General features: G+C 71.6%; 23 protein-coding genes and 1 pseudogene. 13 read left to right on the forward strand and 11 right to left on the reverse strand.

All coding sequences use genetic code 11. From position 1 onward, the window contains the following. The first annotated feature begins 104 nt into the window (after positions 1-104). Positions 105-308 carry an MbtH family protein gene (locus Q5694_RS27095; protein ID WP_137304256.1) on the forward strand — a complete coding sequence of 68 codons (204 nt, stop codon included), beginning with the start codon at positions 105-107 and terminating at the stop codon, positions 306-308. A 107-nt stretch (positions 309-415) separates the two neighbouring features. Then, entirely contained in the window at positions 416-928 is a 513-nt protein-coding gene (locus tag Q5694_RS27100; protein WP_333936003.1) for a GNAT family N-acetyltransferase, read from the forward strand. A gap of 65 nt (positions 929-993) precedes the next feature. Here the strand turns inward: Q5694_RS27100 and Q5694_RS27105 are convergent, their stop codons facing one another. Then, complete coding sequence (locus tag Q5694_RS27105; protein ID WP_333936004.1) at positions 994-1,674, reverse strand: hypothetical protein; 681 nt, start codon at positions 1,672-1,674, stop codon at positions 994-996. 328 nt (positions 1,675-2,002) lie between these two features. Here Q5694_RS27105 and Q5694_RS27110 point away from each other — a divergent pair, with 328 nt between their 5' ends. Further along, positions 2,003-2,869, forward strand: coding sequence for a CAP domain-containing protein (locus Q5694_RS27110; RefSeq protein WP_333936005.1), 867 nt, complete (start codon positions 2,003-2,005; stop codon positions 2,867-2,869). An 81-nt stretch (positions 2,870-2,950) separates the two neighbouring features. Here Q5694_RS27110 and Q5694_RS27115 read toward each other — a convergent pair whose 3' ends face one another. Next, positions 2,951-4,279, reverse strand: a complete 1,329-nt coding sequence (locus Q5694_RS27115) for a sensor histidine kinase (protein ID WP_333936006.1) — start codon at positions 4,277-4,279, stop codon at positions 2,951-2,953. Then, complete coding sequence (locus tag Q5694_RS27120; protein WP_333936007.1) at positions 4,276-4,965, reverse strand: response regulator transcription factor; 690 nt, start codon at positions 4,963-4,965, stop codon at positions 4,276-4,278. Before Q5694_RS27120 ends, Q5694_RS27115 begins: the two co-directional genes overlap by 4 nt. A gap of 36 nt (positions 4,966-5,001) precedes the next feature. On the opposite strand from Q5694_RS27120, the gene Q5694_RS27125 reads away from it, so the two are divergent. Beyond that, complete coding sequence (locus tag Q5694_RS27125; protein WP_333936009.1) at positions 5,002-5,574, forward strand: hypothetical protein; 573 nt, start codon at positions 5,002-5,004, stop codon at positions 5,572-5,574. Positions 5,575-6,029: 455 nt separating this feature from the next. Then, positions 6,030-6,599: a hypothetical protein gene (locus Q5694_RS27130; RefSeq protein ID WP_333936010.1), complete on the forward strand. Its 570-nt coding sequence runs from the start codon at positions 6,030-6,032 to the stop codon at positions 6,597-6,599. Between the two features lie 185 nt (positions 6,600-6,784). On the opposite strand, the gene Q5694_RS27135 is transcribed toward Q5694_RS27130, so the two are convergent. Continuing rightward, entirely contained in the window at positions 6,785-7,990 is a 1,206-nt protein-coding gene (locus Q5694_RS27135) for a cysteine desulfurase-like protein (protein WP_333936011.1), read from the reverse strand. A gap of 337 nt (positions 7,991-8,327) precedes the next feature. Here Q5694_RS27135 and Q5694_RS27140 point away from each other — a divergent pair, with 337 nt between their 5' ends. Then, a complete protein-coding gene (locus Q5694_RS27140; RefSeq protein WP_333936012.1) occupies positions 8,328-9,017 on the forward strand; it encodes a restriction endonuclease in 690 nt (229 codons plus the stop codon). A 387-nt stretch (positions 9,018-9,404) separates the two neighbouring features. Here Q5694_RS27140 and Q5694_RS27145 read toward each other — a convergent pair whose 3' ends face one another. Further along, on the reverse strand, positions 9,405-10,181 hold the full coding sequence (locus tag Q5694_RS27145) for a TioE family transcriptional regulator (RefSeq protein WP_443040950.1): 777 nt from the start codon (positions 10,179-10,181) through the stop codon (positions 9,405-9,407). A gap of 166 nt (positions 10,182-10,347) precedes the next feature. Between Q5694_RS27145 and Q5694_RS27150 the strand changes: the two genes are divergently transcribed. Further along, positions 10,348-12,774, forward strand: a complete 2,427-nt coding sequence (locus tag Q5694_RS27150) for an excinuclease ABC subunit UvrA (protein WP_333936049.1) — start codon at positions 10,348-10,350, stop codon at positions 12,772-12,774. Positions 12,775-12,847: 73 nt separating this feature from the next. Here the strand turns inward: Q5694_RS27150 and Q5694_RS27155 are convergent, their stop codons facing one another. Next, a complete protein-coding gene (locus Q5694_RS27155; RefSeq protein ID WP_333936014.1) occupies positions 12,848-13,570 on the reverse strand; it encodes a cation transporter in 723 nt (240 codons plus the stop codon). Positions 13,571-13,572: 2 nt separating this feature from the next. After that, positions 13,573-13,908 (reverse strand): ArsR/SmtB family transcription factor, encoded by a 336-nt coding sequence (locus Q5694_RS27160; protein ID WP_333936015.1) that lies wholly within the window; start codon positions 13,906-13,908, stop codon positions 13,573-13,575. Positions 13,909-14,208: 300 nt separating this feature from the next. Here Q5694_RS27160 and Q5694_RS27165 point away from each other — a divergent pair, with 300 nt between their 5' ends. After that, positions 14,209-15,087, forward strand: coding sequence for an SCO6745 family protein (locus Q5694_RS27165; protein WP_333936016.1), 879 nt, complete (start codon positions 14,209-14,211; stop codon positions 15,085-15,087). Positions 15,088-15,116: 29 nt separating this feature from the next. Here Q5694_RS27165 and Q5694_RS27170 read toward each other — a convergent pair whose 3' ends face one another. Both Q5694_RS27170 and Q5694_RS27175 read right to left on the reverse strand, forming a co-directional pair. After that, complete coding sequence (locus Q5694_RS27170) at positions 15,117-15,926, reverse strand: hypothetical protein (protein WP_333936017.1); 810 nt, start codon at positions 15,924-15,926, stop codon at positions 15,117-15,119. 318 nt (positions 15,927-16,244) lie between these two features. Then, on the reverse strand, positions 16,245-17,309 hold the full coding sequence (locus Q5694_RS27175) for an alpha/beta hydrolase family protein (RefSeq protein WP_333936018.1): 1,065 nt from the start codon (positions 17,307-17,309) through the stop codon (positions 16,245-16,247). A 100-nt stretch (positions 17,310-17,409) separates the two neighbouring features. On the opposite strand from Q5694_RS27175, the gene Q5694_RS27180 reads away from it, so the two are divergent. The 5 genes from Q5694_RS27180 (at position 17,410) to Q5694_RS27200 (ending at position 22,506) form a co-directional block, all read left to right on the forward strand. Continuing rightward, the gene (locus Q5694_RS27180; RefSeq protein ID WP_333936019.1) at positions 17,410-18,087 is read left to right on the forward strand and encodes a GNAT family N-acetyltransferase; all 678 of its coding nucleotides are present in this window, start codon (positions 17,410-17,412) and stop codon (positions 18,085-18,087) included. Next, positions 18,084-19,013, forward strand: a complete 930-nt coding sequence (locus tag Q5694_RS27185) for a PaaX family transcriptional regulator C-terminal domain-containing protein (RefSeq protein ID WP_333936020.1) — start codon at positions 18,084-18,086, stop codon at positions 19,011-19,013. Before Q5694_RS27180 ends, Q5694_RS27185 begins: the two co-directional genes overlap by 4 nt. Positions 19,014-19,580: 567 nt before the next feature. Continuing rightward, positions 19,581-20,231, forward strand: a complete 651-nt coding sequence (locus Q5694_RS27190; RefSeq protein ID WP_443040947.1) for a helix-turn-helix domain-containing protein — start codon at positions 19,581-19,583, stop codon at positions 20,229-20,231. Positions 20,232-20,397: 166 nt separating this feature from the next. Beyond that, entirely contained in the window at positions 20,398-20,988 is a 591-nt protein-coding gene (locus Q5694_RS27195) for a peptidase inhibitor family I36 protein (protein ID WP_333936021.1), read from the forward strand. Between the two features lie 201 nt (positions 20,989-21,189). Further along, a complete protein-coding gene (locus Q5694_RS27200; RefSeq protein ID WP_333936022.1) occupies positions 21,190-22,506 on the forward strand; it encodes a PP2C family protein-serine/threonine phosphatase in 1,317 nt (438 codons plus the stop codon). Between the two features lie 581 nt (positions 22,507-23,087). Here Q5694_RS27200 and Q5694_RS27205 read toward each other — a convergent pair. Both Q5694_RS27205 and Q5694_RS27210 read right to left on the reverse strand, forming a co-directional pair. Beyond that, positions 23,088-23,213: pseudogene (locus tag Q5694_RS27205) on the reverse strand (winged helix-turn-helix transcriptional regulator); the annotation flags it as partial. A 339-nt stretch (positions 23,214-23,552) separates the two neighbouring features. Beyond that, on the reverse strand, positions 23,553-23,708 hold the full coding sequence (locus Q5694_RS27210) for a DUF6131 family protein (protein WP_333936023.1): 156 nt from the start codon (positions 23,706-23,708) through the stop codon (positions 23,553-23,555). Positions 23,709-23,845 lie beyond the last annotated feature (137 nt).

Genomic DNA, 23,845 nt, shown 5'->3' on the forward strand with positions numbered 1-23,845 from the left:
GCCCCGTGGGCCGCGCCCCACCGCCGGCACCGCACGACCGGCCCGTTCCGCACCACCCACCCGTCACGAACCCGCCACGACCCCGGAGAGCGAGACCGACAGACATGGACGAGAACACCCGTTACCAGGTGCTGCGCAACGACGAGGACCAGTACTCGCTCTGGCCCGCCGACATCGAGGTGCCCGCCGGCTGGCAGCCCGTCGGCAAGGAGGGCACCGAGGCCGAGTGCTCCGCCTACGTCGACGAGGTCTGGACCGACATGCGCCCGCGCAGCCTGCGTGAGCGCATGGAGAACGCCGAGGCCTGACCGCGCCCGCGTGGAGCCACGCGGGACCGGGCCGGGGCGCGCCTCGTCAGGACGCGCCCCGGCCCGGTCCCCGCCCGCCCTGCCCGTACTTCTCAGGGAGCCCCCCCATGACACCGGTCCTGCACACCGAACGACTTACCTTCCGCCCCTACCGACCCGAAGACGAGGACCACTTCGTGGAGCTCCTGCGCGACGAGGAGGTCTGCCGCTGGATGGGCCAGGAACGCGTGCCCGAGCCGGACATCCGCACGCTCTTCCGCGCCATCCTCACCGACGTCTACCCCCAGCGGATGTTCGACGTCTGGGGGATCTGGCAGGGCGGGCGGTTCGTCGGGCACGCGGAGGTGAAGAAGACCGGCAACGTCGACGGACACGAACTGATCGCCGCACTGGCTCCGCCGTACTGGGGCCGGGGCCTGGGCACGGAAGCGGTCCGCGGCCTGCTGCGCCACGCTGCGGACGGCCTCGGTCTGAAGGAGGCCTACGGCATGGTGGGCGCCGACAACACCGCCAGCCTGGAGATGTGCCGCCGCCTGGGCTTCCGGCACGTGCGCGACGTGGTCGGCGACGACGGGAAGGTGACCAAGATGGTGGTGATCTCCACGACGGATCGGGACTGACCCGGACCGGCCGCTCCTGGCCTTCCGGGAGAACGCGCCAAGGGCCGCTGCACGGCCGCGCCCGGTCAGGGGGTGAAGACCTGTTCCAGTCGGTCGACGGCCCCGTCGGAGCCGAGGTGGTAGCGGAAGACCAGGCCGCTGTCGGGATGCGCCTCCAGCCAGTCGATGAACTTCTGCACGCTGATGGGCTGGTTCTCGGTGCTTGCCACGATCGGATCGGTGACGGTGACGTACGCCGCGTCACTCATGGGCAGGTAGGTCTCCTTGCCGACCGGCTCGAACGGCGCGCCGTCGGAATCCGGGGTGCCGCAGCCCCAGTTGCCGTGCCGGACGATCAGACTCAGCGACCCGCCCTCGGGTGTGTAGCGGTACACGGCGATCTCGTCCGGTGAGATCGGCATCTTGTGGTCGCAACCGTCATCCTCCCCGCCGGCGCCCGCGGAAGCCGTCGAGCCGGCAGACGGCGCTGCGGGCGTCCCCACCGGTACCGGGGAGGCGGACACCTTGCCGTCCTGCGGCGACGAGCCCTTCCCGGCGGGCACCGCCGGCGGGGACGACGAGGTCCCGGCGGTGGCCTGCTTGCTCCCAGCCGGTGGGGAAGTGACGGACGGGGCTCGGTCCTTGCTGCCCGAGTCCGGTGAGTCCGAGTCCGGGGAGCAGCCGGCGAGTGCGACGACCCCGGCCAGGCAGACGGCCAGGGTGAGCGTCCGGACCGCGACCGGTCCGGAGCGGTGTGTGAGCAGCACGATGTGTCCCCCGTTGCGATGGCGGCGGCTACCGGGTAGCCGCAGAGGCTTCGGGGTTCATTTTCAGCCACCCTCGCCTCGTTCGATCCCGCTCGGCTCCGTCTGTTGCGAATCGGTGACCGTAAAGGGGCAGGGACGGGGAGGGCGTCGGTTCCTCAGGGGACTCTTGTGGCTGTCTTAAGGCTTCTTGAAGATGACCTTCGCACAGCGGTTCCCGCCCCCGACGGGTCCTAGGCTCTCGAACACCCCCCACAGGTCCGGTGGCCGCGATCGTGGCCACCGGACACGGGGGGCCGAGTCAGCCGACCGACAGACCGAGGTGTCCTGCATGGGTTCCCGCCGAGCCGCTCGCCCGTCCCGCTTCCACGCCCGCCCCCGCAAGGGGCTGAAGGCACGCGGTCCCGCACTGGCCATCGGGGCCGTCGCCGCGATCGCGGGCGTCGGGATCACGGTGGCCGTGGCCGGTGGCGAGGGCGGTGGCGCATCGGACCGGGTGGTCGCGAACAGCACCGGTGAGGCGCCGGGTGCCGAGGACGCAACCGCCGGCGCGGCGCCCCTCGCCTCCGGTTCGGCGAGCGCGAGTCCGGCCGGCGCGAGCGCGAAGGCGAGCGCCTCGCCGAGCGCCGAGCCGAAGGAGAAGAAGAAGCGGTCGGCGAGCCCCACCCCTCGCCCGCGGCGGACGACCGGGCCCGCGCCGAAGGCACCAGCGGGGACGGCCGCGAAGAGCAGCAGCGGCGGCGGGCCGGCGAGCGGTACCGGCGGCACGGGGCCGGGCGGCGCCGGATCCGGTTCCGGGTCGGGCACCGGGGCCGGGGGCCCCGAGGCCCAGGTTCTCGCGCTGGTCAACAAGGAGCGGGGGGCGGCAGGTTGCTCGCCCGTCACCGCGAACGACCGGCTCACTCGGGCGGCCGACGACTACAGCGACGTCATGGCCCGCAGCGGCGTGATGTCGCACACGGGCCCCGACGGTTCGACGATGACGACCCGGGTGGAGGCCGCGGGCTACCAGTGGTCGACCCTGGGCGAGAACATAGCGCGCGGTCAGGCGGACGCCGCCGCCGTCATGAAGTCCTGGATGAACAGCCCCGGCCACCGCGCGAACATACTCAACTGCTCCTTCAAGGAGCTGGGCGTGGGCGTCCACTTCGGCGACGGCGGTCCCTGGTGGACGCAGAACTTCGGCGCCGGCCGCTGACGCCGTTCGTCGCGCACCGGCCGCGACGCCGTGCGCCGCTGACGCCGTTCGTCGCGCACCGGCCGCGGCGCCGTGCGCCGCTCACCGCCCCGCGCTCGCGGCGCCGCCCGCCTCCGACAGCGCCAACGACACCCGCACCCGCGCGCCGCCCAGCGGCGCGCGGGTGATGGTCAGTTCACCGTCCGCCGCGCGAGCCGCCCGCGCCACGATGTCCAGGCCCAGCCCCGTGGAACCACCCACGCTCACACCCCGCGTGAGCGCTGCCTCGGGGTCCGCCACGCCCGGTCCCGCGTCGTCGACCGTCAGGAACACGTGCCGGTCCGCCCGCTCCACGCGCACGGCGAAGGCGGTGCCCTCCGGGGTGTGCCGGAAGACGTTGCCGATCAGTGCGTCGACGACGGCCGCGAGGTCGTCCTCGGGGAAGGCGACGGGCGCGGGACGCGGGGTGAGGGAGCGCTCGTACGGCCGCCCTTGCTGGGTGGCGAGGACCGACCAGAAGTCCAGCCGCACGGCGACCACCTCGGCGACGTCGCACGGTTTCGCCCCGCCTGCCGCCGCACGGGCCGGCTGCGCCGACGCCAGCGGTGTACGGGCCGCGGCGATGATCGCGTCCAGTTCGCTCTCCAACTGGCCGGCCGCCTCGGCCACCCGCCGTGCACTGGGCGTCGACCCCATCCGGTCGGCCTCCAGGTAGAGGGCGGTCAGCGGGGTGCGCAGGCGGTGCGAGAGATCGGCGACCAGTTCGCGTTCGACGGCGAGCAGGTCGAGGACCCGGTCGGCCATCGTGTTGAACGCCGCGCCCGCCTCCTGCAGTTCGGGCGGGCCGTCCGGTTCCACACGAACGTCCAGGTCGCCGGAGCCGAGGGCCAGGGAGGCGCGCTTGAGGCTGCGCGAGGACCGGACGACGCGGGCGCCGAGCCGGTCCGCGACGAGGACCGAGCCGCCGACCAGCCCCAGCGCGAGCAGCGCCATGACGCCCCAGGACGCAGCCACGCCCCGGGTGAGGTCCGCGGCGGGTACGAAGGACTCCACGACCGCGACCCGGTCACCCTGCAGGACGACGGGCTGGAGATAGACCCAGCCGCCGGCGGTGTCCACGGCCAGCGTCTCGCGCCCCCGCACGGCCCGGTCGAGCGCGGCCCGGGGCGCGTGCGGCCTACCGACGAAGCCGCCGTCGGGCAGACGGACCACGAGCTGGTCGGACGAGCCGAGTTCGGAGACGGCCTGCTGCACGTCGGCGCGCCGGGTGGTGAGGGCGAGCACCGGAGACAGTGCGGCCGCCCGCTGCTCGGCGGCCGTCGTGGCCCGGTCCCGTGCCTGTTCGCGCACGAGGAGGGCGAGGGGGATGAGGAAGGACAGGGCCACCATCGAGGTGACGGCCAGGGCGATCCCGGCGAGGGCGCGTCTCACGGCGAGCTGACCAACTTGATGCCCAGACCGCGAACGGTACGCAGGTACCTGGGCTTTCGGGCCGTCTCACCCATCTTGCGGCGGAGCGCGGACAGGTGCACATCGACCGTCTGGTCCTCGACGTACGGCTGTTGCCACACCTCGGCGAGTATCCGCTGCCGGGTCACGACCTGGTCGGCGTGGGCGGCGAGGTAGGCGAGGAGGTCGAACTCACGTCGCGTCAGGGGGAGTTCTTGGCCGGCCAGGTGCGCGGTGCGCGCGGTCGGGTCGATACGCAGGTCCGCCACCTGGAGGACGGGGCGCCGGGCCGCCTCCACCCCGGCGGGCACGGACCGCCGCAGCACGGCAGCGAGCCGGGCCGCGAGCTGGCCGCCGGAGAACGGCTTGACCAGGTAGTCGTCGGCCCCCGCGTTGAGCAGCCGGATGATCTCGCCCTCGTCGTCGCGGGCGGTGGCGACCAGGACCGGCACGCGGGAGATTCCCCGGATCATGCGCAGCACGTCGAGACCGTCGAGGTCGGGCAGGCCCAGATCCAGCACCACGATGTCCGGCGGGGTCCGGGTGATCTCGCGCAGCGCCTCGAAACCCTGGTGGGTGGTCCTGACCGCATAGCCGTGCCCGGTCAGCACCTCGATCAACGCAGCCCGGATGACGGGGTCGTCCTCGACGACAAGTACGCAGGCCATGAGCAGGCACGTTAGCCGGTCCGTCACTATGGTGTCGTGTCCCGCCTCCTGCGCTACCTGATCATATGGCTCGTCTGCACGGCAGCCAGTGTCACGGCTGTCATCCTCACCGTCCACTTCGTGGTGGGGTCCACCCGGCCGACCGCGCCGGTCGCCCAGTCGGCGCCGAGTGAGCCCGTCGAGTCCCCGCGGCACAGCCCCTCCGCCACCGCCAAGCCCTCCCCGAGCCCGTCGGCGTCCGGTCGCAGGCCCAGCCCGCCCTCCCGGAGCAGTGCAGCGGCGCCCGGCCCCAGCCCGACGCCCACGCCCACACCGACCGCCCGCACCACCGCCCCAAAGGCGCCTGCCGGCGTCGGCGGCTCGGGCTGCGAGGACGGCGGCGCCGGTGTCTACACGGTGCCGTCCGAGGGCGGCAAGGCCACCGTGCGGTTCGGCGACGACGCGGTGTGCCTGATCTCCGCCGTGCCGAACCGGGGGTTCACCGTGAGTACCAGCCGGGCCGGAGCGCAGACGCTGACGGTGACGTTCTCGGCGAGCCGCCACCGCTCGGAGATCACCGCCACGACTCGACCGCAGAGCGGGGCGAACGTCCGTGAGGTGTCCTGGTGATGCGCGCAGGCGCCGGCAGGACCCTCACCGGCTGCCGAGTCCCGCCACGACGGTGGGCAGCGGCGCCTGAACCCGCCTGTTCCACGAACTTCTCGCTGCGCCACCGGGCCGTGCGCATCACGTCGCCCAGCTGCTCGTCGTTCCAGTCGGCGGGTCCGGCACACAAGGCGATGACGACGCCGTTCTCGAAGCTGCATGCCGTGGCAGGCCGCGGCGGAAAGTCCGACCGGTTCCGCCTTGAAAGCAGGACCGATCAGCTCCTGGTGCGAGGGAGGACTGTGATGACGCCCAGTAGAGGCATACCGCGGCGGTTGCTCCTGCACGGGGGGCATGCGCACCAGCCCTGACAGATGCGCTGCGGGCGCCGCAACAAGGTCGGTGATCGCCTACATCCTCACCCGCCCTCTGCGAGTCCAACTGCACGTATCACCCGCACACGACGTTGGGAGTGCAGCATGCAGATGGGGAAACGGGCGGCGATGACCGGTGTGCTCGCGGCGACACTGCTGACGGCGGCGCCCGCAGCAGTCGCGGACGACCGGGAGGAGTCGCTCGGCGTGACCCGGGAAAGGGGGCACGCCGTGGTGTGCCAGGCGGAGCGAGACGGCACGCAGGTGTCGCTCGAACTGTACGAGAACTCCGCCTTCGGTACCCACGTCAGCCTGTCGGTCGAAGCCGACGGGACGCAGTACGGGGGAGGCGGACCCGTCGAGCGCGGTCTGTTCGACCGGGGCGCCATCTCCGGCCACGTGGCGTACAGCGAGTTGGAGGAGGACGGGGCGGAGCAGCGGATCGCCCGCGTGCAGGGCTCGTACGAGGCGTCCGGCCCGCGCGTGCGGGTGCGGGAAGTGCACCCGGAACCCTGGGGCGAGGTGGTGACCAAAGGCTGGCGCACGCCGCTGGCTGCCGAGGTGACCGTCGACGTGCTGGACCGACAGATGCGCCTCACCTGCGATGAGGCGTTCGCCTTCGACCTGCGGGTCAAACGTGTCGGGGACCCGGGCGCCGACGAGCGGGCACGCTGAACACGTCGTGCGCAGGTGTGCGGGGCTCCTCCTGGGGCCCCGCACACCAGCGGTTTCCCCACCCTGCTGGACCGAGGCGTCGGCCTGATGATCGCGGACCGGGAACGGCGCGACGAACGGGCGCCGGACGAGGCGCGTCACGACGTCGGGGCCTGCCGGAGGCAGGTCCGTCCGCTACTTCCTGCTCACGCCTCCAGGAACTCGGCCAGCGCCGCCAGCAGTCGGTCGACGTCCTGCGCACTGTTGTAGGGAGCGAGTCCGATGCGCAGGCCGCCGGTGTCGCCCAGGCCCAGGTGGCGGGAGGTCTCGATGGCGTAGAAGTGGCTGGAGGGGGCGTGGATGCCGCGGGCGGCGAGGAAGCGGTAGGCGTCGGCGGTGTCGTGGTGCTCGAAGGTCAGCAGCAGGGTGGGGGTGCGGTCGGCGGCCCGGGAGTGGACGGTGATGCCGGGGAACGCGGCGAGATGCTCGTCGAGCCGGGTGCGCAGGGTGTTCTCATGGATCTCGAGCGCGGCGAAGGAGGCGGACAGCCGTTCGCGCCGGGTGCCCGCGCAGTCCGGATCCAGGCCGGCCAGGAAGTCGACGGCGGCACGGGTGCCGGCTAGCAACTCGTAAGGCAGGGTGCCCAGTTCGAAGCGTTCGGGAACCGCGTCGCTGGCGGGCAGCAGTTTGTCGGGGTGCAGGGTCTCCAGCAGTGCGGGCCGGGCGGCCAGGACGCCGTGGTGGGGACCGAGGAACTTGTACGGGGAGCAGACGAAGAAGTCCGCGCCCAGAGCCGGCAGGTCGACCAGCGTGTGCGCGGTGTAGTGGACGCCGTCGACATGGGCGAGTGCCCCGGCCTCGTGGGCCAGGCGGCAGATCTCGGCCACCGGCGGCCGGGTGCCGATCAGGTTGGAGGCGGCGGTGACGGCGACGAGGCGGGTGCGTCCGGACAGGACCGTGCGGATGTCGTCGGCCGTCAACTCACCGGTGGCGGGGTCGAATCCGGCCCAGCGCACGGTGGCGCCGGCCCGCTGAGCGGCCTGCACCCACGGGCGGATGTTGGCGTCGTGGTCGAGCCGGGTGACGACGACCTCGTCGCCGGGCGTCCAGGAGGCGGCCAGGGTCCGGGCGAGGTCGTAGGTGAGCTGGGTGGCGCTGCGCCCGAAGACGATCCCTGCCGGGTCCGCGCCCAGGAGGTCGGCCACGGCCCGGCGCGCACCGGTGACGACGGCCTCCGCGTTGCGCTCGCCCAGCGAGTACGGGCCGCGGTTGGACAGGGGCCGCGCCAGTGCGTCGCCGATCGCGTCGATGACCGGCTGCGGCGTCTGGGTGCCCCCGGGTCCGTCGAAGTGGACCGTACCGGCGGCCAGGGCGGGGAAGCGGGAGCGCAGGGCGGCGATGTCGTACGTCAATGTGGTGGCTCCTGTGGTGGTCCGGGCCGGAGGCACGAGTCAACCTCATCGGCCGAACCGAAGCGAGGTCACGTCGACGGCGGTCAAGGTCCCGGGACCGTTTCCCAGACCGCGGCGGGTCCGGCCGGCGGCGATCGTCCGCAGGCTCGCCGCCCGGAGCACCGGCACGCCATCGCCCACGTACACGGCTGATCCGCCGGCCGGGATCCGGCCAAGTGCGATCACTTCGTGCCATTCGTCGGCAATGTGCCCCGCCGTCACTGAGGCGCCGCTACACAAGAAGACCGGGGGGCGTTTCTGCCGCCTGGTGGATGGGTGGCCGGTCAGCGGGGGAGTGATGGCGGTACGTCGACGGGGCCGGCGCCTGACGAAGCGGACGCGCAGGCGTGTGCAGGGCTGGGGCGCGGTAGCCGCCTCGGCCGTGGCGGTGTGGACCGCCGTGAACTGGTCGACGGTGTGGCCGCTCCTGGTCGCCGTCCTCGCCTCCGCCGTGTCGGGCGGGGCCGGCTGGGCCGTGCTGCGGGCGCACCGTCACGCGGTCGGTGAGGATCGCGCGTGGCGGGCACAGGAGGAGGCCCGGGCACGTGAGTCGTCCATGGCCGAGGTCGACGCCCTGTCGTGGCAGGAGTTCGAGACGTACATCGCGCAGCTGTGTCGGCGGGACGGTTGCACGAGGGTCGTCGTCAGCGGCAGGAGCGGTGACCTGGGCGCCGACGTCGTCGGCTACCTCGCCGACGGCCGCAGGCTGGTCGTCCAGTGCAAGAAGTACGCGCCGCAGCGGAGCGTGTCGTCCCAGGACATGCAGAAGTTCGTCGGTACCGCCCGCCCGGAACACGGCGCGGACGTGGCCCTGTTCGTCACCACCTGCCGCACGTTCACGAAGGCGGCGCTGGGCCTGGCGCTGCGCCAGGACATCGTGGCCCTGAACCGCGACCTGCTGGGTGCCTGGGTCAGAGGCGCCCGTCTCGAGACGCTGATCCCGCTGAGCGGCAGCGGCGGTGGTACCGGGCGGCGCTCCTCCGCCTGACACCGTGGTCATGGCACGGGCCCCGGTCGGTCGGCGTATCGTGCACCGGCCCCGTGATCTTCCGTGGGCCGTTCCGCACCGCCCGTGGGGGGTTCCCGCCATGACCGTACCCGCACCCTCGTCCGCGCTGCGTCCGTCCCTGCCCGGTTGCGGACCGGCGTGCTCCAGGCCACCGCCTACCTCGTGTGCGCGGTCGTCTTCCTCGTCCGGTTCTTCCGCATGCGCCGCGCTTCCGGCGTACCGTCAGCCGCCCGGATCCCTGCCCGACCGGGCCACGCACAAGCCTGCGCTCCCGGGCGGGGCGGGAAGCGGCCTCGCCGGCTCGTCGGCCCGATGCTCACGGCGGCGCCGTCGGTGCCGGCGCCGGGACCGCAGAACCGTGAGGGCTCAGGCAGTCGTCGACGATCCCGGCGCGGAAGCGGCTCCGTCAGCCGTGCGCGGTCCGGCCGGAGCGATGTCCAGGAGGGCCACGTACCCGCCGAGGCGGGTCGCCGCATCGAGCATGGACACACCGCGGGCCGTGAGCCGTCGCCGCCAGTCGTCGAGCGCGGCGGACAGGGCCTCCGTGCCGCCGGCCGTGCGGATCTGCCGGACCACCGTGCGGATGTTCTCCAACGGGTAGCCACCGCGGCGCAGGAGATGGGTCAGCTCGGCGTCGCGCACATCCGTCGCGTCGAACGAGCGGTGGCCGGTGACCGGCTCCCGGGCGGGGGAGAGGATGCCCACCGCCTCCCAGTTCCGCAGGGTCGCCGCCGTCACCCCCAGGCGGCGCGCGAGTTCGCCGATGCTGAGCGGCTCGCCGGCGGCGGCAAAGCGTTCGGTGCCGCCGGTGCCGCCGGTGTCGCGGGTGAGGTGCTCCACCGCCCGCCCCACGGCGTCCAGCGTCTCCCGGTCGCGCAGCAGTTGGGCGTGGCCGCGGTCGACGGAGGTCAGTGCGGCGTCGAGGTCGCCGGCGTTGAGCGACCGCATGATCTCGCCGCCCGTGGCGTAGCCGTAGGCCCGGACGAGTGCCAGATAGGCGCGCAGGGCCGCCGCGTGGACCTCGGTGTAGCTGCGGTAGCCGGACGGTGTGCGCCGGGCGGGCGGAATGGCCCCGTCCCGCTCGTAGTTGCGGACCGCCTGGGTGGAGATGCCGTGCTCACGGGCCAGATCATGTGGGCGCAGGTACTTCACAGTTTGAGACTTTACCCGAATTCCACCCGGCATCTTCGCCCCAAGTCTCAACCGAGTTTGCAGGGATACGCTGGAGGTCATGAATCGGGACGTTCAGAACCTCGTCATCCCGTCACCTGACGAAGGAGTGCCGCGTCCGGCCGCCGGGAGCGACACCATGACGGCCGGCCCGCAGACGGGCACCCAGCCCGCAGCGCTGTGCGCCGCCGACAGCCATGACACGATCCGTGTGCACGGAGCACGTGAGAACAACCTCAAGAACGTGTACGTGGAGATACCCAAACGGCGTCTGACCGTGTTCACCGGAGTCTCCGGTTCGGGCAAGAGCTCCTTGGTGTTCGACACGATCGCCGCGGAATCACAACGGCTGATCAACGAGACCTACAGCGCCTTCGTCCAGGGCTTCATGCCCGCCCTGGCACGGCCGGAGGTCGACGCGCTCGACGGGTTGACCACCGCCATCCTGGTCGACCAGCAGCCGATGGGCACCAGCCTGCGCTCCACGGTCGGCACCGCCACCGACGCCGGCACACTGCTGCGCATCCTCTTCAGCCGGCTCGCCGAGCCCCGCATCGGCTCGCAGAAGGCGTTCGCCTTCAACATCGCCTCGGCCGACGGGTCGGGTGTCCTGGTGGTGAACGGCAAGACGATCGAGAAGGGCTTCAGCGTCGTCGGCGGCATGTGCCCTCGGTGCCAAGGCATCGGCACCGTCTCGGACATCGAGCCCACCCGGCTGTTCGACGACTCCAAGTCCCTCGCCGACGGGGCGATCATCGTGCCCGGCTGGAAACCCGACGGCTGGGTGGTGCAGTCGTTCGCCGCATCCGGCTTCCTCGACCCGCACAAGCCGATCCGCGACTACACGGAGCAGGAACGGCACGACTTCCTGCACCGGGACCCGGTCAAGGTCAAGATGAAGGGCATCAACACCACCTACGAGGGCCTCCTCGCGCGGGTGCGCAAGTCGTTCCTGTCCAAGGACAGGGAGACGCTCCAGCCGCACATCCGCGCCTTCGTCGACCGGGCGGTGACGTTCTCCGCCTGTCCCGAGTGCGACGGCACCCGGCTCAGCGAGACCGCCCGGTCCGCGAAGATCGACGGCCTCAGTATCGCCGACGCCTGCGCCATGCAGATCAGCGACCTCGCATCCTGGATCCGCGGTCTGACCGACCCGTCGGTCACCACACTGCTCGCGGTCCTCGGCCAGACCCTCGACTCGTTCGTCCGGATCGGCCTGGGGTACCTCTCGCTCGACCGGCCCTCCGGCACGCTCTCGGGCGGTGAGGCCCAACGGGTCAAGATGGTGCGCCACTTGGGCTCCGCGCTCACCGACGTCACCTACGTCTTCGACGAACCCACCGTCGGCCTGCACCCGCACGACATCCAGCGGATGAACGACCTGCTGCTGCGGCTGCGCGACAAGGGCAACACCGTGCTGGTCGTGGAACACAAGCCGGAGACGATCGCGATCGCCGACCACGTCGTCGACCTGGGGCCGCTCGCCGGCACCAGGGGCGGGGAGCTGGTCTTCGAGGGCACCGTCGAAGGGCTGCGCGCCAGCGGCACCGTCACCGGACGGCACCTGGACGACCGGGCTGCGCTGAAGCCGTCCGTGCGCGAGCGGTCCGGTCTACTGGAGGTGCGCGGTGCCGGCACCCACAACCTGCGCAACTTCGACGTGGACATCCCGCTCGGCGTGCTGACCGTGGTCACCGGCGTCGCGGGCTCCGGGAAGAGCTCCCTGATCCACGGCTCGGTGGCGGGCCGGGAGGGTGTCGTCACGGTGGACCAGTCGCCCGTCAAGGGCTCCCGGCGCAGCAACCCCGCCACGTACACCGGACTGCTCGACCCCATCCGCAAGACGTTCGCCAAGGCCAACGGGGTCAAGCCCGCCCTGTTCAGTCCGAACTCGGAGGGCGCCTGCGCCACCTGCAAGGGGGCGGGTGTCATCTTCACCGACCTGGCGATCATGGCGGGTGTGGCCACGATCTGCGAGGACTGCGGGGGCAAGCGGTTCCAGCCCGCGGTGCTCCGGTACCGGGTCGGCGGCCGGGACATCAGCGAGGTGTTCGCCATGCCGGTGGCCGAGGCCGCCGAGTTCTTCCGCAGCGGTGCGGCACGGACGCCGGCCGCGTGCACCGTCCTCGACCGGCTCGCCGAGGTCGGGCTGGGGTACCTCACCCTCGGCCAGCCGCTCACCACACTCTCCGGCGGCGAGCGGCAACGGCTCAAGCTCGCCGGCCACCTGGGCTCGGCGGGCAGCGTCTACATCCTCGACGAGCCGACCAGCGGCCTGCACCTGGCCGACGTCGAGCAACTGCTCGCCCTGCTCGACCGGTTGGTGGACTCCGGCAGGACGGTCATCGTCGTGGAGCACCACCAGGCGGTCATGGCGCACGCCGACTGGATCATCGACCTCGGTCCCGGCGCCGGGCACGACGGCGGCCGGGTCGTCTTCGAAGGCACCCCCGCCGATCTCGTCGCAGCCCGCTCCACCCTCACGGGCGAGCACCTCGCCCAGTACGTCAGCGCCTCCGCGCCCCGCAATCACTCCGCGGAGCGATCACGGGCCCGGTCGTCATGAGGGCTGCTTCGCTGGTGACACCGACAGTGGTGCGTGCCTGTGCCGCGGCCCTTGAGGCGTGCCTATGGGCTGGTCAGTCGCAGCAGTCGCAGCCGGGGCGGCAGCCGCACCCATCGGCCCCGGGCCCCGCTGCCGGCGTCGCGGCGGCGGCGGACGGTGCACAGCAGCCCTTGCCCCGCCAGGCGTCACGGCCTTCCTTGACAGCGATGGCGGCGATGACCAGGGCGGCGATGGGGTCGGCCCAGGACCAGCCGAGGGTGGCATGGAGGACCAGGCCGGCCAGGAGCACGGCGGACAGGTAGGTGCACAGCAGGGTCTGCCTGGAGTCGGCGACCGCGCTCGCGGAACCGAGTTCGCGGCCGGCCCTGCGCTGGGCATAGGAGAGGAAGGGCATGATCGCCAGCGACAGGGCGGCGATGACGATGCCCGGGACGGATCGGTCGGCCTCGCCGGTGCCGGTGAGCGCGCGGACGGCGTCGACGGTGACATAGGCGGCGAGCACGAAGAACGAGACGGCGATGATCCGCAGCGTGCGCTGCTCGCGTGCTTCGCGTACGGCGGGGTCGGCGGCGGAGAACTGCCAGGCGACCGCTGCGGCGGAGGAGACCTCGATGACGGAGTCGAGACCGAAGCCGATCAGCGCGGTGGACGAGGCGAGGGTGCCGGCGGTGAGGGCGACGACGGCCTCGATCACGTTGTAGGTGATGGTGGCGGCGACCAGCAGGCGTATGCGCGTGGCGAGCGCTTCGCGGCGGGCCGGGGACGGCCCGAGGGACAGGGAGATCTCTGCGGTCATGGTCAGCAGCACCCCTTGTCGGCGGCGTCCACACAGGTGCGGTCGGTCTCGACGGCCACCACGGCGGTGCGCAGGTCGTCCAGGGCATGGCCGAGGCGTTCGTCGGCGAGTTCGTAACGGGTGCGGCGCCCGTCCGGGACGGTGATCACCAGACCGCAGTCGCGCAGGCACGCCAGATGGTTCGACAGGCGGGTCCGCGAGACGCCGAGCACGTCGGCGAGGTCGGCCGGGTAGGCGGGGGCGTCGCGGAGGGCGAGCAGGATGCGGCAGCGGATCGGATCGGCCAGCGCGCGGCCGAACCGGACCAGCACCTCGATGTCGGAAGCAACAGTCAGCACACCAGGACAGTACAAGATATCCTGAATTCAGGGAATCGTGTATCAATGGTCCCCCGCCAAGTGACGTATGCACGTCAGCGGGCCGTGCCCCGGTTTCAGCAGTTCCAGGAGCTGAGTGCGGAAGGACTCGTCCGGCCCGATGCGTGATCGGCAGGACGCCACCTGATGGCGTCGGACCATCCCAGGCAGACCGACTGCACGCACGTGGTGGTGAAGGAAGGGTTGTTATGACGACCGTCATGATGGATGCTGCCTCTCGGCGCGCCGCAGCCGAGCACGACGGGCCGGGAGGACGACGCAGTGAGGGACAACGTCGCACGGGTGATGTGGGAGAGGTATGAACCGGTCCACCAGCTGGTCTACTTCGCCCCCGAGGTGCGCGAAGCCATGGACGGTCTCGGGATGCGCGGCTACTGGATGGGCTACTTCGCCCTGCGCGCGGCGCCTCTCGGGCCTGTTCCCGCCTCCGTCGTCACGAGTTGCTTCTACGTGTTCCACCCCGACCGGGCCACGAGTGCCTTGCCCGACGCCTGGTCTCTGGCCGGGCCGCAGCGGGTGATCGAGGCACGCGAACGAGCCGTGGACGCCGCGATGAGAAGCCTCCACGGTCCCGACGTCGTCGACTCCGCCGAGCTGGCCGAAGCCGCCGACCTCGCCTGGGAGGCCGCCCGCGCCGCGGACACGGCGGGTCGGGTGCTCGGCGCGGCCAACCAGGCCCTGCCACGGCCGGCTCAGCCCCACGTCCGGCTCTGGCAGGCCACGACCACCTTGCGCGAGCACCGTGGCGACGGCCATGTCGCCGTGCTGGTCGGCCGCGGCCTGGGGCCGGTTGAGGCGCTGGTGCTCAAGAGCGCGACGGGGGAGACCGACGCCGAGTTCCAGCGACGCATCCGTCGGTGGGACATCGAGGCCTGGCGGGCGGCGCAGGCCGAGCTGCGCGGGCGCGGCTGGATCGACGAGGAGGGGCGCCTCACGGCGGCCGGAGCGGCCGCCCACGAGCGGATGGAGACGGACACGGACGTCGCGGCGGCTGCGCCGTGGCGGGCCCTGGGCACCGAGGGCACCGCCCGCCTCGCCCACCTGCTCGAACCCCTCGCCCGACGGGTCCTGGACTCCGGCATCGTGCCGACCGCCAACCCTGTCGGTCTCACGGACGGTACGTGGCGCTCCGCCGGATGACCGTGACCTCGACTCACGTCACCCGTCACTCACGGAAGTTCTGTCAGTTCGCCGTCGATGGCGAGCGTGCCCGTCTTCCCGGCGAGTGTGCCGCCCGTGAAGGTGGCGGCGCCGACGAGCCGGATGCCGCCGGTGGTGGTGTTCAGCGGTGTTCCGATGAGGCCTCCGGCCCTTCCCGTCGTCAGCGCGAGCGCCAGGTCCGAGTCACTGGCAGGGAACGGGAGGTCGAAGTGGAGACCGGCTGGCAATCGCATGGTTCCGGCGCTCTTGTCGAAGGTGCCGGTGCCCCCTCCCGTGTGGGTGACGGTCACCGGGCCGCTGCCGGTCTGCACCGTGACGGGAGGAATGGAGCTGATGCTGACTTCGGTGCGCGGCTCGTTGAAGAACAGCTCCACGGTGACGGGGGTGGTGAAGGGGCCGCGGGCGCGGTCGTCCGTGGTGGTCAGGGTTGCGGTACCGGTGAGAGAGGTGAGCAGCCCGGGGGCCGGCCGAACTTCGAAGTCCATGAGGTAGGTCATGTGGGGGTTGCTCGCCGGAACGGAGTGCACGCCCAAGCCGAAGTTCTCCCCCGCATCGAAGCGTCGAACGAAGCCGGGAAGCGCATCGTCAGCGCTGCTGACGTCCTTCTCCACCCCTCCGACGGCGATGGTCAGGGTGGCTGTGGGCGGGACGCGCACCAGAAAGGTGCGGTTGATGGGAGTGACCCCGATGGGCAGATCGTTGTCCACGAACTTCTGCGTCCGGCCGTTCGCAGCGAGTGTGAACTCGACCTCCGCGTTGCTGCCGGGATCGGAGATCTTACTCACGGTAATACGCTGGAAATGCACTTCCAGATCCATTGAGGCCGCCTTTCCTGAGTGCAGACCGCCATCGGACGGCTCCGGCTTCTCTGCGCAGAGGTTGCCCGCCGAGGAAAACGGGCGCAGCCTGCGCGTCACCCGCGGTCGAGGTCATTGACACTCTGGCAGGGTCTGTCCCCCTCGACAGCACGACCAGGGCAAACGGGTATACGGGGATGCGTATCCAGGCGTGGGCGATGGCTGCCTCGTAGAAGGGGGAGGCGGCCTGGCGGCCCTGGTCCTCGACGCCGGGGGTCGCGGACCGGCGAAGGACGTGGCCGGAGGTCGGGACGGGCGTGGCGGCCGGCCCCGTGACGTTCACTCCGCTGCCTCCCTCGCGCCGGTCTCCCGCAGGAAACGGGCCTGACGGTCGAGGAAGCCGGCCGCGTACAGCTTCCGTGGTGCGAACACGGCGGTCGCGGTCAGCCGCAGCGACGAGCGTTCGGTGTCGTGGTCCACCAGCGAGTGCGTGGCGTCGGGGTAGTGCTCGACGCTCAGCGTGGAGGCGGGAAGGACCCTGCGGTACACGGTCCGCGTCTCATTGACGTCCACGTTCACGTCGTGGCCGGCCAGCACGAGCAGGACGGCGGTTCCCCTCATGGCGCGCAGGTCGGCGACCGCGTCGGAGGTGTGGTTCTCCGCGATGAACCGCCACCGGCCGGGTGTGATGTCGCCCGTGTCACCGACCGCCGCGCGGTACTCCTCGTAGGACGCGCCCCGCCTGAGCAGGCGCACGGTCGTCTCGCGGCGGCGCAGCGCCGTCTCGACGCGCCGTTGGTCCGCGCCTTCCCGGCGGAGTTCGGCGAGCAGGTTGTAGCGGCCCTGCCGCAGCCAGTTGACGGCCGGGGAGACGGCGATGACGAACCGTATGCGCCGGTCCCGCGCGGCGACCTTCGGCAGTACCCAGCCGGCCTGGCTCGCTCCCCACAGACCGATGCGCCGGCCGTCGATCCCGGGACGCTTCCGGGCCCAGGCGACCGCGGCGAGTGTCTCATCGGCACGCTCGTCCATGCTCTGGTCGAGCCAGTCGCCCCCCGATCCGGCCACCCCCGGTTTGCTGAACGACAGCGAGGCGTAACCCGCCCGCGCGAACGACTCCCACAAGGGCCGGTAGAAGGTGTCGTGGGTCGCGTCCACGGGCCCGTCCCCGTGGACGAAGACCACCAGCCCGAACGGTCCCTTCCCTGCGGGCGGGCGGGCCAGTACCCCCTCCAGCCGGTGACCGTGGTGCCGCAGCACCACGCGTTCCTCTCGGAGGGCGTAGGTGTTCTGCCACACCACGATCCCGCCGAGACCACCGGCCACCAGTACGGCACCCACCACGGTCCACAGCAGCCACCGCCGCCCGCGCCCCGCGCGTACTGTCCTGCGTCGTCCTGACACTGGACCCTCCTATCTATCGTCCGAAGAACGTTCGTGTTGAGAATGAACGTACTAGACTCGATAGTGCACGGTGACCGGAATCGGCGGGAGGAGCAGAAGCATGGACCCCAGGAACCCGCAAGGCCGCACGACGGAGGGCCTGCCGGCGGGCGACCGGCCGCCCAGGGCCGTCACATGCCGACGAGGTGTGCCGGAGGGGACCGAGAGCGAGGTGGCGGCGCTGTACTGGGAGGCGTTCGGCCGTAAACTCGGTCCTGCCCTCAACCCCCCGGAAACGGGGCGGGCCTTCATCGCCGCGCACCTCAACCACGACCGGGGCGTGACCGCCCTGGCGGACGGAAAGGTGATCGGCGTGGCGGGCTACCGGCTCGGCGGACGCGCGCTGACCGGCGGCGACGTACCGGACGTCCTGTCCACCTACGGCCTCTTCGGGGGCCTGCCCCGGCTCGCCGTCCTCGCCCTGTTCGAGCGCACTCCCCAGAAGGAGGAACTCGTCATGGACGGCATCGCGGTGGACGCACACCACCGGGGCGGCGGGATCGGCAGCCTGCTGCTCAAGCAGGTCGCCACCGTCGCGGCCGAGAACGGCTGCCGCCGCATCCGTTTGGACGTCATCGACACCAACCCCCGTGCCCGGGCCCTGTACGAACGGCACGGCTTCGTCGCCCGGCACACCGAGCAGACGCCCTACCTGCGCCGCCTGATGGGGTTCGGTGCCGTGACGACCATGTACCGCCCCGTCACCGAGGCGGACCGGACCGACGGGGGTGTGCGATGACGGGCCCCGGCGCCACGGTCAGCGGTACCCGTGCGGAGCGGCCTCCCCGGCCGGAGGTACCCACCCGGCTCCTCGTGCACGCCCTGGTGCGGGAGGACGGCACCGTCGACGCCGCCGAGTTGTACGGCGTCGCGAGCCTGCTGGGCATGTCCGACCAACAGGTGCGCCTGTGCGTCAAACGCCTCGTTGCCGACGGCCGGTTCACCCAGGACGGCCGCGGGCGCAAGGCCGTGCTGCGGGCCGTCGCCGACCCGGCCGGTGCCCTCGCGCCGGACGCGGAGTACGTGCGCCATGCCTACCGGCAGGACGCCGGGCACGCCCCCTGGGACGGCGTCTGGCACCTGTTCGCCTTCGCCGTCCCCGAAGCCCGTCGCACCACCCGGGACGCCCTGCGTGACGCCCTTCTCCACCTCGGCGCGGCCCCCCTCCAGGGCGGCCTCTACGTCACCGCCAACCCGGTAGCCGACATCGTCGAGGCCCACGCCCGCCACCTGGGTGTCCTGGACTCCCTCACCTTCCTCACCAGCACCGACCTCCGCGTCGGCACGCTCACCGACCCTGCCGCCCTGGCCGCCGGACTGTGGCCCCTGCCGGAGATCGCCACCCGCTACGAACGGCTCACCGCTCTTGCGCGGCACTGCCTGACCGAGCTGGGTGCGCCGCAGGGGGCCGGGAACGACGGGCCCGTCACGGCGGGGCGGCTGGCCATGGCCGTCGAACTCGCCACCGAGTTCACCGCGGCCATGGCGCCCGACCCGCTGCTCCCCCCGGAACTGCTGCCGAAGCCGTGGCCCGGCGCCCTGGCGCGCCGTCTCACCGCCGACTGCTGGCGACGCCTGCGCGGCACCGGCACCGACGGGCCGGCCGGGCTGCGCCTGTTCCGGCTCTACGGCGACACCTTCGGCGAACCGGCTGAGACAGCCTGAGGACTCCGGTGACCCGGGGCATCAGCGTCAGCCGCGCTGAACGGACGCCTCTCGGGTGACCGCGACATCCGTGCCGAGCAGCGGTGCCGGCACGTCGCCGCCGACGGTCTGGCGGGAAACGATCTTGAAGCGATCGAGCCCCGGTGGGGATCAGGGACATGCAGGCGCTCAGGAGACGGGCGGGTGAGCGGTGCTGCGAAGGATGCGTGGTTCCCGCCTCACGCGAACGGCCCCGTCCGTGGAATCGTTCGACGACGATGACGCGCGGCGACTCGTCCGATCATGGTCCTTCTGGCACACGCTCGCTGCGCCATGATGTGTGAGGCAGGGGACAACATGTATCAAGCGCGCTGTTCGCAGGGGCGGTGGGAGACGGCCTGTGCTCTGCCCCATGCCCGACTGCGCCCCGGTGTGCAGAGGTACCGAGGATTCCGGCTGGACCTCGACCGCCCTCGTGCCAGGCTCGAAGTCCCGGACGGCGTCGTGACGTTGGTACTCACCTTCGATCATCCCCTGACGCTCACCGACGCCACGGACCCCGCCGGTCCGACCGTCACACGCCGTTCTGTGATCTCCGGCCTGAGTACCCGGGCCACGTTCGGCCGACACGGCGGAAAGCTGCACGGCCTTGAGATCATCCTGGCCCCTTGGGCCGCGTTCTCCCTGTTCGGGACACCGATGTGGAATCTCGCGGAGCGTTTCACCGACCCCGCGGAACTGCTCGGGCACCGCTCCGAGCTCCTCGTCGAACAGCTGGAGGCCAGTGTCGACTGGGCCGAGCGCTTCACCTGTCTGGACACCGTACTCGAGCAGTGGCGTCAGGCGGGGCCGCCCTCCTCGCCGCGCGTGCGCTACGCGTGGCGGGAACTCGTCCGGTCCTCCGGGGCGCTGCCCATCAAGCAGCTCGCCAGGCAAACCGGATGGAGCTGGCGGCAGTTCGAGCACCGCTTCCGTGAGCAGACAGGGCTCACCCCGAAGGGGGCGGCCCGGGTCCTGCGCCTGCGCAGAGCGTTGCGGCTCATCACGCGATCCCATACGCCGTCACAAGCAGCGGCGGCATGCCGGTACAGCGACCAGGCTCATTTCGCGCGGGAGTTCAAGGCGATGATCGGCTGCACGCCCCGTCAGTTCCTCCACATCCGAGGCGTGGACGACGCGGGCTCGGAGATCGCCGACCGGGTACCGGGGCAGGTCACGAGTGCCGTTCTGGCCTCGTGAGTCCTTTCGAGCCAGAAGCAGCGCGGAGCACGCGCATTCGGTCCCGGTGCGAATTTCTTCAAGACCGTCCCGGCGTGCGACGGCCAGGGTGTGGTCGTCAGTCCGAGCCCGGTGGCCACGCTTCACGACCGGTCCACCAGGCCCACGTCGAAAGGAAGTGGCAGGCATGCGTTTGCGTACCCACATCGCGGTGGCCGCGGGGACGGCTCTCCTGGGCGCCGCCGGAATCGCTGCACCGGCCTTCGCCTCGGATCGCGGCGAGTCGGCGAACGGCGCGGCGGCGTCCCGCGCCGAAGCAGTCCGCGACGGGCTCAGCGCCCGGCAGATCAGTCGCCTCCAGCAGAAGGTCGACGCGTTCATCGCCGAGTCCGGCGGCCGGCAGATCGCCGTTAACAAGATCGCCGTCGAGGGCGGTTCGGTGACGCTGACCGTCCCGGGCGAAAAGTACGTGCGCGATCTGAACGGCGAGCCGAACGGCGATTCCCCCGCCACGGCCGCAGCGAGCTGTCCGTACTACAACTTCTGCGGCTACAAGGGTGCCAACTTCACCGGCGACCAGTGGAACCGGTCGTCGTGCGCCCTGCACGAGATCCCCGACGGCTGGAACAGCGGCGGATCGTGGATCAACAACCAGTCCACGGGGACGCGTGCGCGCATGTACAACAAGAGCAAGACGCTCATCTACACCACGCCCGGCGCGTACTCCTCCGACGCCCGCGGTGACTGGGGGCCCGTCTGGTACGTGAGGCCCTGCTAGGTCACGTCCTGGCGGCTCCGGTTTCCCGCCCGCCCCGCGTCGCGATCGTCGCGGCGTGGGGCGGGGCCGTGCTCACGCCCCCCCCCGACGAGCACACCGGTGTCGGCTCCTGCGGCGGTACGCACCGGTACGCCGCAAGGCGAGCGGAGAAGGCGTTCCTCTCCGACCGTTGCTACCGCGCCTGGCGGGAAAAGAGGGGGTATGAAGGATTTCGAGGTGGACCAGGTGGTCCAGCGGGCGCTGGACCGGTTGACTCTTCTGGCGGAGACCACCACCGCCATGACCAGCACGCTCGATTCGCACGCAGCCGTGCGGCGGGTGTGCCGGATCCTGGTGCCTCAGCTGGCCGACTGGTGCGCGGTCGACCTGCTCGACGACGACGGTCGCCCGCGCAGGATCAGCGTCGTGCACCGCAATCCCGACATACTGCCGGTCGGCGGTCTGACGGGGCTGCTGCCCGGCATTCCGGATGATCCGGTCGGTCCGCTCGCGCGCGCCCTCGTCGGCGCCGGGCCCCTGCTGCTGACCGCCGCCGACATCCCCGGCCCCGACAAGGCCGCCGACCCGTTGCACGCCCGTCAGCTCGAGCTGTTCCAGCAGCTGGGCACGGACACCGCGGTGGTGGCCCCGGTGCGCGCCCGCCGGCAGGTGCTCGGCGCCCTGACCATCGGCCGCTCCGCCGACCGCGCACCCCTCACGGACGACGATCTGGCCATGGTCGAGGACCTGACCCACCGCATCGCTCTGGGCGTGGACAATGCCCGGCTGCACCGCGAGACCCAGCACATCGCCGAACGGCTCCAGCGCTCTCTCCTGCCGACCCTCCCCAGAAGCGGCCCGTTGCAGATGGCCGCCCGGTACGCGCCTGCCGCGGCCACCGCCGAAGTGGGCGGCGACTGGTACGACAGCTTCCCCCTGCCCAACGGAAGCACCACCATGATCATGGGGGACGTCACGGGACACGATCTGCGCGCGGCGATCACCATGAGTCAGCTGCGCAACATGCTGCGCGGCATCGGCTGCGACCGCCAGGAACCCCCCGGCCAGATCCTGCGGCGCCTGGACCTCGCGCACCAGGCGCTCTATCCGCAGGCCACGGCCACCTGCCTGTACGCCCTTCTCGACCACGAGGACGACGGGGCATGGACGATCACCTACTCCAGCGCCGGGCATCCGCCGCCCTTGCTGGTCACCCACGAGGGCGACACCCACTACCTCAGAGGCGGACGCGGCCTCCTCCTGGGCGTCGACCCCGATCTCCCGCGCCACCACGCGACCGAGACGCTGCCTGCCCGGTCCACTCTGCTCATGTACACCGACGGGCTCATCGAACGCCGCGGCGAGGACCTCACCCACGGTATGACCCGGCTGCGACAACACGCCGCCGCTCTCGCCCGCGAGGACCTCGACACGTTCTGCGACGAACTCCTCGCCGGCATGGCCATGGACCACACCGACGACATCGCCCTCCTCGTGGCCCGAACGCCCGCCCCACCACATCGGCCCCGGAAGCCCTGACCGGTGGGCGCTCCAGCCGAGGCCTTCGGCGCACCCCGGCCAGGTGAGGGGCGGGCGGCCCGGGCCCAGGCCTGCTGAGAAGGCACAGGGGGGTGTGCGGATCACCGGGTGCCGCCGCGAGGACCGCCTTTCCGGCCACGCGGCGCTCACGGAGTGCCGTCGCGGCCTCGTCGAAGCGGTCCCAGGACCCTTGCCGGCCGATCTCGACGGTGAGGTGCCCCGCAGCGGCCAGGTCGGCGAGGACCGCCAAGTCCACGCTGACTTCTCCCTCGACGACGAGCCCCGTCGGCTGCGGCCCGGACGACCACTCCGGCGGCGTCCGAACCGAGCACCGCGCCCACGCCATCCCGTCCCGAGCGGGCGTCGTTGAGGTCGCCGTAGTGCAACGAGGCGTGGGAGACGGCCACCAGGGCCTGGCCCGGACCGGGCACGGGGTGGGCGGGTGTGACTGCGTGACAGGAAAGTGCCTCCTTCCGCCGAGCAGCGAGTTGCCGAGGATGGCTGCCGTCACACGCCGTCAACCGAGGGAGAAGACCGGTGACGCTCGGCCCAGCCCACCAGTCCGATCAGCGAGGAAGTGGTTCGGTGGAGCGGACCGGGCCGTGCGCGGCAGCGATCAGGATCCCTCTGCCCCATGTGCCGGCCACACGGTCGAGCACCTCGGTGACCGGGCAGGCCTCGTCCCTCAGCGCTTCGGTGTCAGCCATCGCCGAGGCTCGCGCCGCCTACGACGGGGCAGCAGTACACGGATCTGGCAGCGACTGACGGTCCGAGCACGGCTCGTACTCGTCAGTGCAGGCCTGACCGTGCGGCGTGGTGGCGGTGACGGCCCGCCTCGGTGGCCGTGGCTGTCGCCCCGGACCTTTGCTCGTGCGCCACTGGCTCTCGCGAAGGTGTGAGGAAGGTGCCGCCCGCGAGACGTACGCAGCGGCTGTTGCCCGTCGGGCAGGGCCCGCGTCGTGTGGACGTGCAGGTCCGGCACGCGGACGGACGCAAGCCCGTGTGCGGCGCACCGCCGCCGTCGATGCAGCCCGTCTGCCGGGCGGTCACCAGTAGTGTCGGCGGCCGGCTACCGCGTGTCCCATGGAACCCATGATCCACAGGATCGCGCCGACGACCGCGAGGATGATTCCGATCGTCCACAGAACCGATATGCCGGTGACGAAGCCGACGATCAGCAGGATGATGCCGAGGAGGAGCATGACCGCCTCCGGTGGGAAGTAGTGCTGCTTCCACTGTGAACCGCAACCCCGGGATGGGGAAGTGCAGACGGCGTGTGGAATTCTCCCCGCAGGCCGAGACGGGCCGCCCCCGCCGCCCGTCAGGAGTGCAGGTGGAG

It is taken from the genome of Streptomyces sp. AHA2, from assembly GCF_036857595.1.
In the GTDB taxonomy this organism is placed as follows: Bacteria; Actinomycetota; Actinomycetes; order Streptomycetales; family Streptomycetaceae; genus Streptomyces.

Bases quoted from the DNA above. Each gene is read 5' to 3' on its own strand.
- Q5694_RS27155 (WP_333936014.1), bottom strand. From the start codon at position 13,570: ATGACCGCAGAGATCTCCCTGTCCCTCGGGCCGTCCCCGGCCCGCCGC.
- Q5694_RS27120 (WP_333936007.1), bottom strand. From the start codon at position 4,965: ATGGCCTGCGTACTTGTCGTCGAGGACGACCCCGTCATCCGGGCTGCG.
- Q5694_RS27170 (WP_333936017.1), bottom strand. From the start codon at position 15,926: ATGGATCTGGAAGTGCATTTCCAGCGTATTACCGTGAGTAAGATCTCC.
- Q5694_RS27180 (WP_333936019.1), top strand. From the start codon at position 17,410: ATGGACCCCAGGAACCCGCAAGGCCGCACGACGGAGGGCCTGCCGGCG.
- Q5694_RS27095 (WP_137304256.1), top strand. From the start codon at position 105: ATGGACGAGAACACCCGTTACCAGGTGCTGCGCAACGACGAGGACCAG.
- Q5694_RS27195 (WP_333936021.1), top strand. From the start codon at position 20,398: ATGCGTTTGCGTACCCACATCGCGGTGGCCGCGGGGACGGCTCTCCTG.
- Q5694_RS27200 (WP_333936022.1), top strand. From the start codon at position 21,190: ATGAAGGATTTCGAGGTGGACCAGGTGGTCCAGCGGGCGCTGGACCGG.
- Q5694_RS27100 (WP_333936003.1), top strand. From the start codon at position 416: ATGACACCGGTCCTGCACACCGAACGACTTACCTTCCGCCCCTACCGA.
- Q5694_RS27150 (WP_333936049.1), top strand. From the start codon at position 10,348: ATGACGGCCGGCCCGCAGACGGGCACCCAGCCCGCAGCGCTGTGCGCC.
- Q5694_RS27110 (WP_333936005.1), top strand. From the start codon at position 2,003: ATGGGTTCCCGCCGAGCCGCTCGCCCGTCCCGCTTCCACGCCCGCCCC.
- Q5694_RS27140 (WP_333936012.1), top strand. From the start codon at position 8,328: ATGGCGGTACGTCGACGGGGCCGGCGCCTGACGAAGCGGACGCGCAGG.
- Q5694_RS27210 (WP_333936023.1), bottom strand. From the start codon at position 23,708: ATGCTCCTCCTCGGCATCATCCTGCTGATCGTCGGCTTCGTCACCGGC.
- Q5694_RS27130 (WP_333936010.1), top strand. From the start codon at position 6,030: ATGCAGATGGGGAAACGGGCGGCGATGACCGGTGTGCTCGCGGCGACA.
- Q5694_RS27185 (WP_333936020.1), top strand. From the start codon at position 18,084: ATGACGGGCCCCGGCGCCACGGTCAGCGGTACCCGTGCGGAGCGGCCT.